The organism is Caballeronia sp. EK (genome assembly GCF_014384845.1).
In the GTDB taxonomy this organism is placed as follows: Bacteria; Pseudomonadota; Gammaproteobacteria; order Burkholderiales; family Burkholderiaceae; genus Caballeronia; species Caballeronia jiangsuensis.
The window spans coordinates 1-13,907 of record NZ_JACSUE010000040.1 but is presented as its reverse complement, the minus strand read 5'-3'; the positions used below and the strand labels follow the sequence as shown (position 1 = coordinate 13,907).

Annotated in this window: 13 protein-coding genes; 2 read left to right on the top strand and 11 right to left on the bottom strand. The window is 63.1% G+C overall.

Translation table 11 applies throughout. The features are described 5' to 3' along the window. Positions 1–231 precede the first annotated feature (231 nt). From IAG25_RS40305 to IAG25_RS40275, 7 genes are all read right to left on the bottom strand, one after another. Positions 232–1,452, bottom strand: coding sequence for an acyl-CoA dehydrogenase family protein (locus tag IAG25_RS40305; RefSeq protein WP_187609800.1), 1,221 nt, complete (start codon positions 1,450–1,452; stop codon positions 232–234). 18 nt (positions 1,453–1,470) lie between these two features. Then, a complete protein-coding gene (locus IAG25_RS40300) occupies positions 1,471–2,568 on the bottom strand; it encodes a phosphotransferase (protein ID WP_187609799.1) in 1,098 nt (365 codons plus the stop codon). A gap of 25 nt (positions 2,569–2,593) precedes the next feature. Next, a complete protein-coding gene (locus tag IAG25_RS40295; RefSeq protein WP_187609798.1) occupies positions 2,594–3,319 on the bottom strand; it encodes a histidine phosphatase family protein in 726 nt (241 codons plus the stop codon). A 4-nt stretch (positions 3,320–3,323) separates the two neighbouring features. Further along, entirely contained in the window at positions 3,324–4,112 is a 789-nt protein-coding gene (locus IAG25_RS40290; RefSeq protein WP_187609797.1) for an oxepin-CoA hydrolase, alternative type, read from the bottom strand. Beyond that, the gene (locus tag IAG25_RS40285; protein ID WP_187609796.1) at positions 4,109–5,650 is read right to left on the bottom strand and encodes a 3-hydroxyacyl-CoA dehydrogenase; all 1,542 of its coding nucleotides are present in this window, start codon (positions 5,648–5,650) and stop codon (positions 4,109–4,111) included. Before IAG25_RS40285 ends, IAG25_RS40290 begins: the two co-directional genes overlap by 4 nt. Before the next feature lie 75 nt (positions 5,651–5,725). Beyond that, on the bottom strand, positions 5,726–6,907 hold the full coding sequence (locus tag IAG25_RS40280) for a pyridoxal phosphate-dependent aminotransferase (RefSeq protein ID WP_187609795.1): 1,182 nt from the start codon (positions 6,905–6,907) through the stop codon (positions 5,726–5,728). Positions 6,908–6,953: 46 nt separating this feature from the next. Beyond that, positions 6,954–7,433 carry a putative toxin-antitoxin system toxin component, PIN family gene (locus IAG25_RS40275; RefSeq protein ID WP_187609794.1) on the bottom strand — a complete coding sequence of 160 codons (480 nt, stop codon included), beginning with the start codon at positions 7,431–7,433 and terminating at the stop codon, positions 6,954–6,956. A gap of 56 nt (positions 7,434–7,489) precedes the next feature. On the opposite strand from IAG25_RS40275, the gene yaaA reads away from it, so the two are divergent. Together yaaA and IAG25_RS40265 are read left to right on the top strand one after the other, a co-directional pair. After that, complete coding sequence (gene yaaA / locus IAG25_RS40270; RefSeq protein ID WP_187609793.1) at positions 7,490–8,269, top strand: peroxide stress protein YaaA; 780 nt, start codon at positions 7,490–7,492, stop codon at positions 8,267–8,269. Positions 8,270–8,301: 32 nt separating this feature from the next. Next, positions 8,302–9,462 (top strand): M14 family metallopeptidase, encoded by a 1,161-nt coding sequence (locus IAG25_RS40265; protein WP_187609792.1) that lies wholly within the window; start codon positions 8,302–8,304, stop codon positions 9,460–9,462. Positions 9,463–9,556: 94 nt separating this feature from the next. Here the strand turns inward: IAG25_RS40265 and IAG25_RS40260 are convergent, their stop codons facing one another. The 4 genes from IAG25_RS40260 to IAG25_RS40245 form a co-directional block, all read right to left on the bottom strand. Further along, positions 9,557–10,141 (bottom strand): BspC domain-containing protein, encoded by a 585-nt coding sequence (locus tag IAG25_RS40260; RefSeq protein WP_187609791.1) that lies wholly within the window; start codon positions 10,139–10,141, stop codon positions 9,557–9,559. 147 nt (positions 10,142–10,288) lie between these two features. After that, positions 10,289–10,963, bottom strand: coding sequence for an energy-coupling factor ABC transporter permease (locus IAG25_RS40255; RefSeq protein ID WP_029672580.1), 675 nt, complete (start codon positions 10,961–10,963; stop codon positions 10,289–10,291). A 68-nt stretch (positions 10,964–11,031) separates the two neighbouring features. Further along, positions 11,032–11,841, bottom strand: coding sequence for a response regulator transcription factor (locus IAG25_RS40250; RefSeq protein ID WP_187609790.1), 810 nt, complete (start codon positions 11,839–11,841; stop codon positions 11,032–11,034). A 196-nt stretch (positions 11,842–12,037) separates the two neighbouring features. Beyond that, entirely contained in the window at positions 12,038–13,252 is a 1,215-nt protein-coding gene (locus IAG25_RS40245) for a DUF2863 family protein (protein ID WP_187609789.1), read from the bottom strand. Between the last annotated feature and the right edge of the window lie 655 nt (positions 13,253–13,907).

Sequence of the window (13,907 nt, the reverse complement as noted above, 5' to 3'; positions counted from 1 at the left end):
GCGCGATGGCACAGCCTGGAATCCCCCAAAACCTTGATTCTTTACTCCCCACCGCTTGACTCTCAATACAGTTGCTTTCTTTGCAGCAGCAAAGAAAGTGACTGCCGCCCCGCACAGGGGCAGTGCTAATAGACCGACACGAAACCGGGATCCGGCGGCGAAATCCAAGCGTTCGCCCGAAACCCCCATACCCCACGCGCAAGCCGCCATCGCGACGCATCCGTCGAGCCCTCAAACATCCGCAAACTTACCAAACTCCAGCTTCGCGATAGCATTGCGATGCACTTCGTCGGGCCCGTCAGCGAGCCGCAACGTACGCGCCGACGCATACGCATACGCCAGCGGAAAGTCATCGCTGACGCCGCCTGCGCCGTGCGCCTGGATCGCCCAGTCGATCACCTGACACGCGACGTTCGGCGCGACGACCTTGATCATCGCGATCTCGCCGCGCGCGCCCTTGTTGCCGACGGTGTCCATCATGTACGCGGCCTTGAGCGTCAGTAGCCGCGCCTGCTCGATCATGATGCGCGCCTCGGCGATACGCTCCTGCGTCACGCCATGATGCGCGATCGGCTTGCCGAACGCGACGCGTCCGAGCGTGCGCGTCGTCATCAGTTCCAGCGCGCGTTCCGCGAGTCCGATCAGGCGCATGCAATGATGAATGCGCCCCGGCCCGAGGCGGCCCTGCGCGATCTCGAAGCCGCGTCCTTCGCCCAGAAGCATGTTCGTCGCGGGCACACGCACGTGGTCGAGCGTGACGTCCATGTGGCCGTGCGGGGCATCGTCGTAACCGAAGACGCTCAGCGGCCGATGCACCGTGATGCCGCTCGCATCGGCGGGCACGAGAATCATCGACTGTTGCGCGTGTTTCGGCGCTTGCGTGTCGGTCTTGCCCATCACGATATACACCTTGCAGCGCGGATCGCCCGCGCCCGATGACCACCACTTGTGGCCGTCGATGACATAGCTGTCACCGTCGCGCACGATGCTGCAACGAATGTTGGTCGCATCCGACGACGCGACTTCCGGCTCGGTCATCAGAAACGCCGAGCGGATTTCGCCGCGCAACAACGGTTCGAGCCATTGCGCCTTATGCGCATCGGTGCCGTAGCGTTCGATGGTCTCCATGTTGCCCGTGTCGGGCGCGCCGCAGTTGAACACTTCCGGCGCCCACGGCACACGGCCCATGATTTCGCAGAGCGGCGCGTATTCGAGATTCGTCAGGCCCGCGCCACGTTCCGATGCAGGCAGAAAGAGATTCCAGAGTCCTTCGGCGCGCGCCTTTTCCTTCAGGCCTTCGATCAGTCGCGTCGGAATCCACGCATTGCCCGCCGCGCGATTGGCCGCGATTTCGTCGGCGTAAGCGCGTTCGTTGGGATAGATGTGCGCATCGAAGAACGCGAGCAGCTTTTCGCGCAACGCTTGCACCTTGGGCGTGTAGTCGAAGTTCATGGCTTGTCTCCCTCGCTTTTATCGGCCGACTTTCTGTGCGTACTGCCACGCGAGTTCGGCCATCGGCCGCGCGCGCTTGCCCGCGTCGACGGCTTGCGCGCTCGCGGCCGTGCCATCGACGACGCGCTTCATGATGCCTTGCAGGATCGCGGCGATGCGGAACATGTTGTAGGCGAGATAGAAGTTCCAGTCGCCTTCGATCGTGAAGCCCGTGCGCTCGCAATAGCGCTTCACGTAGGCGGCTTCATCGGGGATGCCGAGCGCGGCCCAGTCGAGCCCGGCGATGCCGCGAAACTGCGACGGATCGACATGCCACGCCATGCAGTGATACGCGAAATCGGCGAGCGGATCGCCGAGCGTCGAGAGTTCCCAGTCGAGCACGGCCAGCACGCGCGGCTCGTCCGGATGGAAGATCAGATTGTCGAGCCGATAGTCGCCGTGCACGACACTCACGCGCGCGCCTTGCGTCTGCGGAATGTGCTGCGGCAGCCATTCGATCAGGCGATCCATCGCATCGATCTTCTCGGTCTCAGACGCGACATACTGCTTGCTCCAGCGCCCGATCTGCCGCTCGAAGTAGTTGCCCGGCTTGCCGTAGCCCGACAGTCCGGCGGCCTCGATATCGACCGTATGGAGCGCGGCGATCACGCGATTCGTTTCGTCGTAGATCGCGGCGCGTTCGGCGGGCGTCATGCCGGGCAGCGACTGATCCCACAGCACCCGGCCCTGCACGAACTCCATCACATAGAACGCACGGCCGATCACGCTTTCGTCCTCGCACAACGCGAGCATGCGCGCGACGGGGACGTCGGTCGCAGCGAGCGCGTCCATCACGCGATACTCGCGCTCGATGGCATGCGCGGACGGCAAAAGCTTCGCCACGGGTCCGGGCTTCGCGCGCATCACATAGCTTTGCGCGGGCGTGACAAGCTTGAACGTCGGGTTCGACTGACCGCCCGCGAACTGCTCGACGGTCAACGGGCCGCCGAAGCCATCGACATTCGCTGCGAGCCACGTCGAGAGGGCGTCGATGTCGAAGCGCTGTTTGTCCTGCACCGGGCGCGTTCCTTCGAACGCGGAAAAATCGGAGTGCTTGTTCTTTTCTTCGTCCTGCATCGTCTCCTCCGTTTTTGCGTCGCCATCACTTCATGTCGATGGCCTTATAGCGTACGAACTGCGCATAGAGCAGTTCCATCGTCGTGTTGCGCACGTCGGCGTGCAGCGGCGAGGGCGGCGAATGATTGATCGCGTGCACGATCCAGTCGCTCGATTTGTCGCCGACGTCGAGTGCGTTGATGCAGCCCGTCGCCTGCGACAGATGCCCGAAGAACGCGCGCCCGCCGGCTGTGATCGCATGCGAGAGCAGCGCGCGATTGACGCCGCCGTGCAGCACGAGCAGCACCGTGTCCCACGAGCGATCCTCGCGCAGGCGCGCAACCGCGGGCAGCGCGCGATCGAGCAACTGGCCGATCGTCTCGCCGCCGAGAAATTGTGTTTCTTCCGGCACGACGCCATCGAACACCGAAAGAAACGCGCGCTCGATGTCCGATGTCGTGAGGTCCTTGAGCTTGCCGCCGCGAATTTCCTGCCACTCGGGCCAGATTTCCGGCTCGATCGATTGACCCGTTTCCGCGAGCACGCGACGCGCCGTTTCCACCGTGCGCGGCAATCCGCTCACGATCACGCGATCGAAGCGAATCTTTTGCGCGGCGAACTCGCGGCCCGCCGCACTCGCTTCCTCGCGTCCCTGTTCGTTGAGCGGGACGCTTTCGGGATCGATCGCGCGGCCGCTGTCGTCGAAATAGGTGACGTCGCCATGACGCATCAGAAAGATGCGGCGGCGCTTCGGCAATTCGTACTGAGCCATGAGCTTAACGATAATTCGGCTGACGTTTTTCGAGGAACGCGGTGATGCCTTCGAGCGCGTCGCCGTGATGGAGCGCATCGACGAAGCTGTCGCGTTCCATGTCGAGATGCGCGGCGAGCGGCTGCACGTCGGCGGCGCTGATCAGCGACTTGATGCGCGCCATCGCTTTCGGCGACACGCTGCCGAGATCGTCGGCCCACGCGATGGCCGCATCGAGCGCGATGCCTTTCTTCGTCAGCCGGTTCACGACGCCGACTTCGTGCAGACGCGCCGCGCCGATCGGCTTCGCTTCGAGCAGCACTTCGCTTGCGAGCGTACGCGGCAGCGCGCGCGACAGGAACCACGATGCGCCGCCGTCGGGCGTAAGGCCGACGCGCGCATATGACATGACGAACCTGGCGTCATCGGCGGCGACGATCAGATCGCACGCGAGCGCAAGCGAAAAGCCCGCGCCCGCGGCCGCGCCTTCGACGGCCGCGATCACCGGTTTCGTCGATGCGCGCAGCGCGCTGATCCATTCCGCCAGCAAGTCGATGCTCGCGCCTTGCACCGACGGATCCAGCGCACGGTTCTCAAGCAGACGATTCAGATTGCCGCCCGCGCAGAAGAAATTGTCGGCGCCGGTCAGCACGATCGCGCGCACGGTGTTGTCGCGCTCCGCCGTGTTCAGCGCCTCGATGCCGGCAGCGTACATGTCCGGATGCAGCGCGTTACGCGCTCCGGGATTGGACAACTTGAGCACGAGCGTGGTGTCGCTGCCCGCGGGACGGTCTGTCAGTAATTCGGCGCTCATCTGAGCTCCTCGATATGGGTAAGCGAAAGTCCGAGCTGCGCCCGCCGCGTGAGCCAGGGCGCCGGCCGGTAGCGCGGGTCGCCGAGTACGGCGTGGATGTTGCGCAGGATGGTCAGGATGGTCGTCGCGCCGATGGCGTCGCCGAGCGCGAGCGGGCCGCGCGGATAGCCGAGGCCGAGCGTCACCGCGAGGTCGATGTCCCCGGGCGTCGCGATGCCTTGCTGCGCGATATCGCAGCCGATGTTCACGATCGTCGCCACCACGCGCTGCGCGACGAAGCCGGTCGAATCGCGGATCACGGTGACGGGCACGCCGTCGAAGGAGAAGAGGGCGTGCGCGGCGTCGCGCATGGCGGGCGAGGTCGCGGGCGTCGTCATGATCGTGCGGCGCGCGACGGTGTCGAGCGGGAAGAGCGTATCGACGGCGACGACGCGCGTGGCGTCGAGATGTTCGTTGACGGCGGCGGTCGTCGCATCGAGGCCGAGCGGCGTCACGATGATGAGCGATTCCGGCTCGGGCGTGTGGCCCGCGTCGATGTGCACGGAGCAATCGCATTTGGCGATCAGCTTCAGCACCTCCTCGCGACCGGCGTGCGACGCGCGGCTGATCCAGACGTGCGTCGGCAGTTGCGTGGGCGCGGCGGGTTCCGGCGGCACGTCCTGCTTGCCATCGACATATCGATAAAATCCCTCGCCCGCCTTGCGCCCGATGAGTCCGCCCGCGAGCCGCGTGCCGGTGATCGGCGACGGCTTGAAGCGCGGCTCTTCATAGAACTGGTGATAGATCGATTCCATCACCGGATGCGAGACATCGAGCGCGGTGAGATCGAGCAGTTCGAACGGCCCGAGGCGAAAGCCCGCCTGCTCGCGCATGATGCGGTCGATATCCGCGAAGCTCGCGACGCCTTCGCTCGCCACGCGCAGGCCTTCGGTGTTCATGCCGCGCCCGGCGTGATTGACGATGAAGCCCGGCATATCCTTCGCGCGCACCGGCGTGTGGCCCATGCGGCGCGCGAGGTCCATCAGTGCGTCGCCGGCGCGCGGGTCGCCGCGCAGGCCGTCGATCACTTCCACGACACGCATCAGCGGCACGGGATTGAAGAAGTGAAAGCCCGCGACGCGCTCCGGATGCGCGCAGCCGGCGGCGATCGCGGTGATCGACAGCGACGAGGTATTCGACGCGAGAATGCAATGCTCGCCGACCACCGCTTCGAGTTCGCGGAACAGCTCGCGCTTGATGTCGAGATTCTCGACGATCGCCTCGACGATGGCATCGCAATCGGCCAGTTCGCTCGCGTCGCCCGCATCGCGGATGCGCGCGAGCGCGGCGTGCGCGTCGGCTTCCTTGAGCTTGCCCTTTGCGGTGAGCTTCGCGAACGTCTCCGACAGATACGCGCGCGCGGCGGCGAGCGCTTTCGGATTGGTGTCGTAGACATGCACGTTCAGTCCGCCGAGCGCCGCGATCTGCGCGATGCCGCGCCCCATCGCGCCGCTGCCGACGATACCGAGCGTCTCGATCCTGTAGTCGTGCTGGCTCATGATGCGGTTCTGCTCCTCGGAGATGGGAACGCGCGTGGCGTCGGGTTCGATGCGGTTGGGCGGGCGCGCCGTCGCTCAGAGTCGGGCGAGACGTTCGAGCGCGAGCGCGAGCGTTTCTTCCTTTTTCGCGAAGCAAAAGCGCACGACGCCCGATTCATGGCTCTCGTGATAGAACGCCGACACGGGAATCGCGGCCACGCCGATCTCGCTCGTGAGCCACTGCGCGAATTCGGCTTCGGGCATGTCGCTGATCTTCGAATAATCGACGCACTGGAAGTATGTGCCGTCGCAAGGGAGCAGCGAGAAGCGCGTGTTCGACAGTCCCGCGCGGAAGAAGTCGCGCTTCTTCTGATAGAACGCGGGCAGTTCCAGATACGGCTTCGGATCTTCAAGATAGTGCGCGAGACCGATCTGCATCGGCGTATTCACCGTGAACACGTTGAACTGGTGCACCTTGCGGAATTCGGCGGTGAGCGCAGACGGCGCGGCGACGTAGCCCACTTTCCAGCCTGTCACGTGAAAGGTCTTGCCGAAGCTCGACACGACGAAGCTGCGTTTGGCCAGTTCCGGATAGCGCGAGACGCTTTCATGCGGCGCGCCGTCGTAGACCATGTGCTCGTAGACTTCGTCGGAGACGATCAGCACGTTGGTGTCGCGCACGATCTCCTCGAGCTTTTTCATGTCGTCGGCGCGCCATACGCGGCCGGTCGGATTGTGCGGCGTGTTGATCATCAGCAGCCGCGTCTTCGGCGTGATCGCGGCGGCGATCTTGTCGAAGGGCAGCGCGTAATCGGGCGCTTCGAGCGACACGAACACCGGCTTGCCGCCCGCGAGCTCGATCGACGGCACGTAGCTGTCGTACATCGGCTCGATGACGATGACTTCATCGCCCGGATGCACGCAGCAGAGTATGGCCGTGAGGAGCGCCTGCGTGGCGCCGGCGGTCACCGTGATCTCCGTATCCGGGTCGTAGGTGCGGCCGTAGAGCGCGTCGATCTTGCGCGCGATCGCGTGGCGCAAGGGCGCGGCGCCCGCCATCGGCGGATATTGATTGTGGCCGTCGCGCATTGCGCCGGCGACCGCATCGACGATGCGCGGATCGCAGTCGAAATCGGGGAAACCCTGACCGAGATTCACCGCGCCCTTTTGCGTCGCGAGCGCGCTCATCACGGTGAAGATGGTCGTGCCCACATTGGGCAGACGCGACGGGAAGGAAAGCTCGGGCGGTGTCGGCGGCAATTCGTGCGTGGCGTTCATGATGATGTGGACGTTGAATAGGGCTCGCGACTATTTTAAGACAGCATCAGCCGATGGCCGTCTGTGCTTCGAACTCGAGCACGAAGGGTTTCGGTTCGGCGATGCGAAAGGCGAAGTCGCGCGCGATGCGGCGTGCGAGCTTCAGCACCGCGCGATCCTTCGAGACCAGCCACTGCGCGCCCGACGCGTGCGCGAGTTCGAGAAACTTCTGGTCGTCGCGATCGCGGCATTTGGGCAGCGGGCGCTCGTCTTCTTCGATGCTCGCGGCGACGAGCGTCGACAGGCGCGCGACGGTCGCGAGCGCGGCGGTCTTGTCGACCTCCATGCGCACGAACTGCGGATAGTCGAGCACGCGCGTGAGTTCGCGCAGGCAACGTTCGTCGATCAGCGCTTCGAGCGTGCGGGCTTCGAGGGCCGCGTGAATCGGGCGCGTGGCGGCGTCGTCGAATACGAGGATGTCGATCCACACATTCGAATCGAGCACCACGCGCGTCGGCGACGGCAGCGGCGCGGCGGAATTGTCCATTCGATACAATCAGGGGTTTATGCCAACGATCGCCGGCGGGGTGCCGGCGAGCCTCCATGATAATCGTTCTCTCTCCCGCCAAATCGCTCGACTACGAGACGCCTGCTCATATCAAGAAGCACACGCTGCCGCAATTCGTCGATGACGCCGCCGAGTTGATCGACGGGCTGCGCGAACTTTCGCCGCAACAGATCGGCGGCATGATGGGCATCTCGGACCAGCTCGCGGCGCTGAATTTCCAGCGTTACGCGGAGTGGTCGAAGACTTTCGATGCGCACAATTCCAAGCAGGCGGTGCTCGCGTTCAACGGCGACGTGTACGAAGGCTTCGCCGCGAAGACGCTCTCCGCGGGCGATCTCGACTTCGCGCAGAACCACGTGCGCGTGTTGTCGGGGCTGTACGGTCTGCTGCGGCCGCTCGATCTGTTGCAGCCGTATCGCCTGGAAATGGGCACGAAATTTCCGAACGCGCGCGGCAAGGATCTGTACGCGTTCTGGGGCGAGCGCATCACGGCGGCGCTCAACGAACAGCTGAAAAAGCAGCGCGGCGCGCGCGTGCTGGTGAATTGCGCGTCGGGGGAATATTTCAAGTCGGTCAGGCCGAAGCTGCTCGCGGCGCCTGTCATCTCGCCGGTCTTCGAGGACTGGAAGGGCGGACGCTACAAGATCATCAGTTTTCACGCGAAGCGCGCGCGCGGTCTGATGGCGCGTTTTGCGGTCGAGAACCGCGTCGACGAGCCGGAAGCGCTCAAGAGCTTCGACAGCGAAGGCTACAAGTTCGACCCGAAGGCGTCGAACGACACGACATACGTATTTCGTCGCCGCATCGGGGATTGAGACCCGCGCGGCAAGCACGCAAGGAAACGCAGATGACACTCTCCATTTCAAGCAATTTCGACGCGGGCGCGATCGAAGTCCTCAACGCCGACGATCCCGAGGACATTCGGCTGCGCATCCGTCCCGACTCGCATGCCGATTTCGCGCAATGGTTCTACTTTCGCGTGTCCGGTGCGCGTGGCGAGCGTCTCGTGATGACCTTCGAGAACGCGGCCGAGTGCGCGTTCCCGGAAGGCTGGCGCGACTACGAGGCGGTCGCGAGTTATGACCGTGTGAACTGGTTCCGCGTATCGACGGAATACGACGGCAAGGTGATGAAGATCGATCACACGCCGGACTTCGATCGTATCTATTACGCGTACTTCGAGCCGTACAGCGAAGAGCGCCACTCGGAATTTCTCGGTGCGGTTCAGCAGATGCCGCTCGCGACGCTGACCGAACTCGGCAGTTCGGTGCAGGGCCGCCCGATGTCGGTGCTCTCGCTCGGCATCCCGGACTTCGGCGACGCCGAGCCGAAGAAGAAAGTCTGGATCATCGCGCGTCAGCATCCGGGCGAGACCATGGCGGAATGGTTCGTCGAAGGGCTCGTGAAGCGTCTCGCGGGCTTCGGCGACTGGGCGGGCGATCCGGTTGCGCGCTCGCTTTTCGAGCGTGCCATCTTCCATATCGTGCCGAACATGAATCCCGACGGCAGCGTGCTCGGCAACTTGCGCACCAACGCGGCGGGCGCGAACCTGAACCGCGAATGGATGGAGCCGAGCGCGGAGCGCAGCCCGGAAGTGCTCGCCGTGCGCGAGGCCATTGCGGAAACGGGCTGCGACCTGTTCTTCGATATCCACGGCGACGAAGCGATTCCCTATGTGTTCGTCGCGGGATCGGAGATGCTGCCGGGCTTCACTCCGCAGCAGGCGAAGGAACAGAAGGCGTTTGTCGAATTCTTCAAGCAGGCGAGCCCGGATTTCCAGGACGTGTATGGCTACGAGTCGAGCAAGTATCAGACGGATGCATTGAAGCTCGCGTCGAAGTACATCGGCAACGAGTACAAGTGCTTGTCGCTCACGCTGGAGATGCCGTTCAAGGACAACGCGAATCTGCCGGATGAGAGCGTCGGCTGGAGTGGCGCGCGTAGCGCGGCGCTCGGCGCGTCGATGCTGCAGGCCATCCTGTGGCATCTGCAGTCTTCCGGCGCCTGACGCCGGCGACTAACCCGCTGATGTAAGAAGGGCGTGGCCGCTTTATGTGGCCACGCCCTTTTTTGTCGTGTCTTCGTTGCAGGGAAAAAATCGGCTAGTGCTTCTTGGTCGTCTTCTTCGTCGACTTGGCCGAAGACTTCGACGTGCTCTTCGTCTTGCCGGTGGTCGCCTTGTTTTTCGTGCCGTGTTTGCCCTTCGTACTGTGGGTCGAGCGCGGTTCGGCACGTGGACGCAACGCCGGCACCGGATCGTTCCAGCCGAAAGCGAGCATCTGGCTGCCGACATAACCGCAGCGGAACTTGAGCGGAGTGGGATCGCGCTCCCCGTCCTTCGGCATGCCTTGACCTTCGACGGTCACCACGTTGTCCACCTTGATTCGCTGTTTCTTCTCGTCGAACGAATCGTTCCACGGCTCGATTGCAGAATGGGAGGCATCGAACGAGTCGGGCGGAAATTCGACGTGATCGAAAGCCGAAGACGTACTGGCGATGAAGTTGCCATGCGCGGCGCAATCCGCGACGAGCGGGTTGGCCTTGAAGTCGATGACGAAGTGGTGAATCAGTTCGTTGCGCTCGTCGAGCGAATCGGCAAAAGCGGAAACCGCGCATGTGAGTGATGCGCATACCGCCAACCGGCCGACGAGCCGCAGGAGCCGGCGCGGTGCGTAGTTACTTTCCATCAAGTCTGGCGCTAAGAAGACACGGGCAAGTAAGATGCGCCGTGTGGGGAAGGAGTTCAATCTTATCGTACTTTGCACGCGTGCCCATCGCCCGGAATCCGATATCCGAGGCATGGGATTGCACGAGGCGGGCAAGGTTCGCGAGACTTAGACGCGCGGACCGCGATCGAGCCGATAGCGGCGCACGTCATACGTGGTGATCCACGCAGGTTTGTACACGGCGATCAGGATGGTAAGCAGACCGGTGAAGAGCGCCTCGCCGACGCCCAGCAGCAGCGAGCCTCGCGTGAACGCCGGAGGTACGACGAACCGGCCGCTAGCGAGCGCCATCTCGAGCAGCACGGTGGCACCACATGCCGCCGCCACCGCCGCAGCCGAAGTGACGAAGCCGTGCCCGGTGATGAAGGTGATGAGGTTGCGCGGCAACCAGGCATTGCTCAAACGCTGCAACAGCGTCGAAACCGCGACGGGCAGTGCGCCGAAGAGCAGGTAGGTGGTCGCTACCGAGAGCCACGAGGCATCGAGGACGACGGCGGCGAGGCCTGTAGTCGCAGCAGTTCCGATCAGCGCGAGCCTCCAGTCGAACAATGTGACCATCAGTGTCGCGCCCAGCAGATGAATGACGGGTCCGTCATCGAACCATGCGTTGCATGCCCACAGCACCGAGACCGCGACGATGATGCCGAGCCACACGTTTTGCAGCGTCGCATCCTGCAGACGAGCGAACGGTCGCTGCAGCAGCCCGAGCGCGAGCACGCCCGCGGCTGCGATCCAGCTGCCGACGGTAAGCCAAAGCGGTAGCGGTGTGTAGAAGAACCCCATGCCTTGCATATTACTCGTTGCGCGTAAAACGTGTGCGCAAAGGACGAACCCGTTTGCCTGGTTTGTTGCTAGAACGTCGACTCAGGCTCGGCGGCCATGGGAAGCGCAGCCGCGTCGTTGTCGAGAAGCGACGGATAACGCGTCCGTGGACGGCGCAACGGAATCGCGCCTGGCTGCCCCGCGACGACACGCGCGGATCTCTCGCTTCCAATGCGCAGAATTTCGAGGTGCGAGTTCTGCACGCCGTTGTAGATCGCGACCGCGGCGGCGCGATTTGTCGCGCCCAGCTGCTGGAAGATACTTGCAAGGTGGATCTTCACCGTGCCTTCGCTGATACCGAGTGTCTTCGCGATCATCTTGTTCGTGCTGCCCATGTGGACGCAGCGCATGATCTGCTGCTGTCGGGGCGACAGAGCCGGATGGTGGCGGATTTTGAGCGGCAGTTTGGCGATATCCCGAGCGCGGCGGGCGGTGAGTTCGAGCGTCAGTTCTGGATCGACCACGTCGGGCGGAATGTAGTGGCCGCCGACGAGCACCATCTCAAACGCGCGAAGGATAAGGATCGGGTCGAGCGCGCGTGGGATCACGCCCATTGCGCCGACGCTTATCAGCGCATAGACGAGCGCGGCGCCGCAGCGGTCGACCATGATGGCTGCGGGCACGCGGGGCGCCTCGTCGAGCAGGAGCTGTAGGTCGCCGGTACGCATGTCGGGCGCCCAGTCGATCACGATCATGTCGGGTTCGGAGCGTTTCAAGGCGGAACGGGCTTGTCTCCAATCCTTCGCCTCGGTGAATTGCGCCTGGCGCGCAACACGGCGCAGCAATGTTTTAAGGCCCGCCCGGCGCTCGGCGTCGGAACCAATAATGTTGATTATCATGCTTTACCTCGTGTCAATACACCCGTTGCCCCTCGGCTCCGGGACTCGACGCCGGCGTGCATATCGGCGTCAGTGGCTATATTGACAAATTTAGGCTGATTCGGCCCCCTAGCCGAATGGCATAGGCATAAATACACAAAAAACCCCGCGCGAGGGCGGGGTCATCGTGGGTCGAAAACGGCGCTTTCGCCGAATTTCAGTGGAAATGAGGTTGCGCCGGTTCTGCGTCCTCGGGCATCTCGGCATGAACGATCTCGCCGAGCGGATCCGCGTAGAGCGGCACGCCGCAGTCGTCGCAGAACTCCGGCTCGAAGCGTCCCGCGTGACGCCGCACATCCGAGACGCCTGTTTTTTTGAGCAACTCGACGATTTCCTCGACCGGGCCATCGGCGCCTTCGAGATCGGCCGCGTCGTCGTCCATCCCCGACTCTCCGTTTTCGCGTCCGTAGAGCGGCCACACGACCCCGTAGATCACGTCGTTGCTGCCGCGCCGCGTGAAGCCGATGCGGTATTCGTCGATGCGCCGTTCGCCGAAGCCTGCGATAACCGCGCGTAAATCCTGAGGCGCGGTGCCGAGCGTGTCGAACAGATATCGGACTGCGGTGCGCACGGTGTGGGGACGGACCTGCTCGTCGGCGTCGCGGCAGGCCGAGTAGTAGGCATCGGGAAGCAGGCACTCGAATTCGCAGCCAGGCAAGATGGCGGCGAAGCTCGGCCCGCCCTGAGCGGCCCACTGCTCGAGGCATTGACCGCGCTCGACGCGGCTGCCGTTTTCGTCTTCCTGCCAGCGGAAGAACGCCGCGCCGGCCGGCACGACGACCAGAGCCAGCAGGAATCGCGGGTCGGCGAGAATCGGCGAGGTTTCGGGAAGATCGGACAGGTTCAGGCGCGCGGCGGTGCCGCTCAACACCGTTTGCAACAACTGTTGCGCGAGGCGTGCGGTATCCACGTGGTGTCGCGGCAACTGGTCGATGCTATAGAGATAGGGCGCGACGGCGACGCGCGCGTCCGCTGCGAGAACATGCGCCTGCATTTGCGTGCGCAGGGCATCGACGGCGTCGCCCTTGAGCGCCCCCGACGGGATCGCGTAGCGCGTCCACGCGAGCACCGGCGCGGAAATGAGCAATGCTTCGTGGGGCGCGCCCTCGATGTCGATTTTGAATGACTCGCTGTGCGTCTCGGCCATATCGGCGAGCGCTCCATAGGCGTCTGGATGGTTCTGCTGCAAATGGTCGAGCGCGGCGTCGAGCGTCGTCTGATTGCCGTTACGCACGAGTTTGGCGATGAGGGTGTCAAGGCGGGCTTCCCAGAACCTGTCCTCGACGCGGCTTCCGGACGCGAAGAGCGCGAGGGAGAGGCTGACGAGCTTGTCGGCATCCGGGGGAATACGTTTTGCGATTCGCGAGCGCATATAAGTACGAAAGTTAATTGGTGCGGTGAACCTTTGATTGTAGTCGCTCGGACGACGCTTTTATCGTGCGCCGTTCAGGTCTGTCGATCTAGGCAGGCGAGGGCGCTCAGAGGGGCAGAAATGGGCAGAAATATTTTTTCGCGTCTCACTTGCGGAGGAGGCATTCGCTCACTAAAATTCCGTTCCTTCGCGATTCGATGAACGCGAAGGAAGCGGGAGTAGGCGGTATCGGTGGTGTGCTCGGTGTGGGTTGTAGAAGGTTCTGAGCGCGGCTGGCAAGAAGAGAAAACGCTTCGAATCTTGTTGACACGAACCGAAACGTTGTTCATAATCTCGTTTCTCTGCTGCTGATGCAGCGACGCAAGACGGAAGTTGAAGTAGTGAATGTCTTGCGATGTGCTCTTTAAAAACTAACAGCCGATAAGTGTGGGCGCTTGATAGCGAGTGCGGTTTCAGTCTTTTTAGGCTGGAGCGACAAGCAAAAGTATCAAGAGTCTCACACGAAGTATCAGAGGAAGGTTTTTCATCTTTGGATGAACAATCATCGTCAGAACGTTGAGTGAGCGACCGGTTTCTAACGGAACCGAAAAACAGTAACAGGTTTGAACTGAAGAGTTTGATCCTGGCTCAGATTGAACGCTGGCGGCATGCCTTA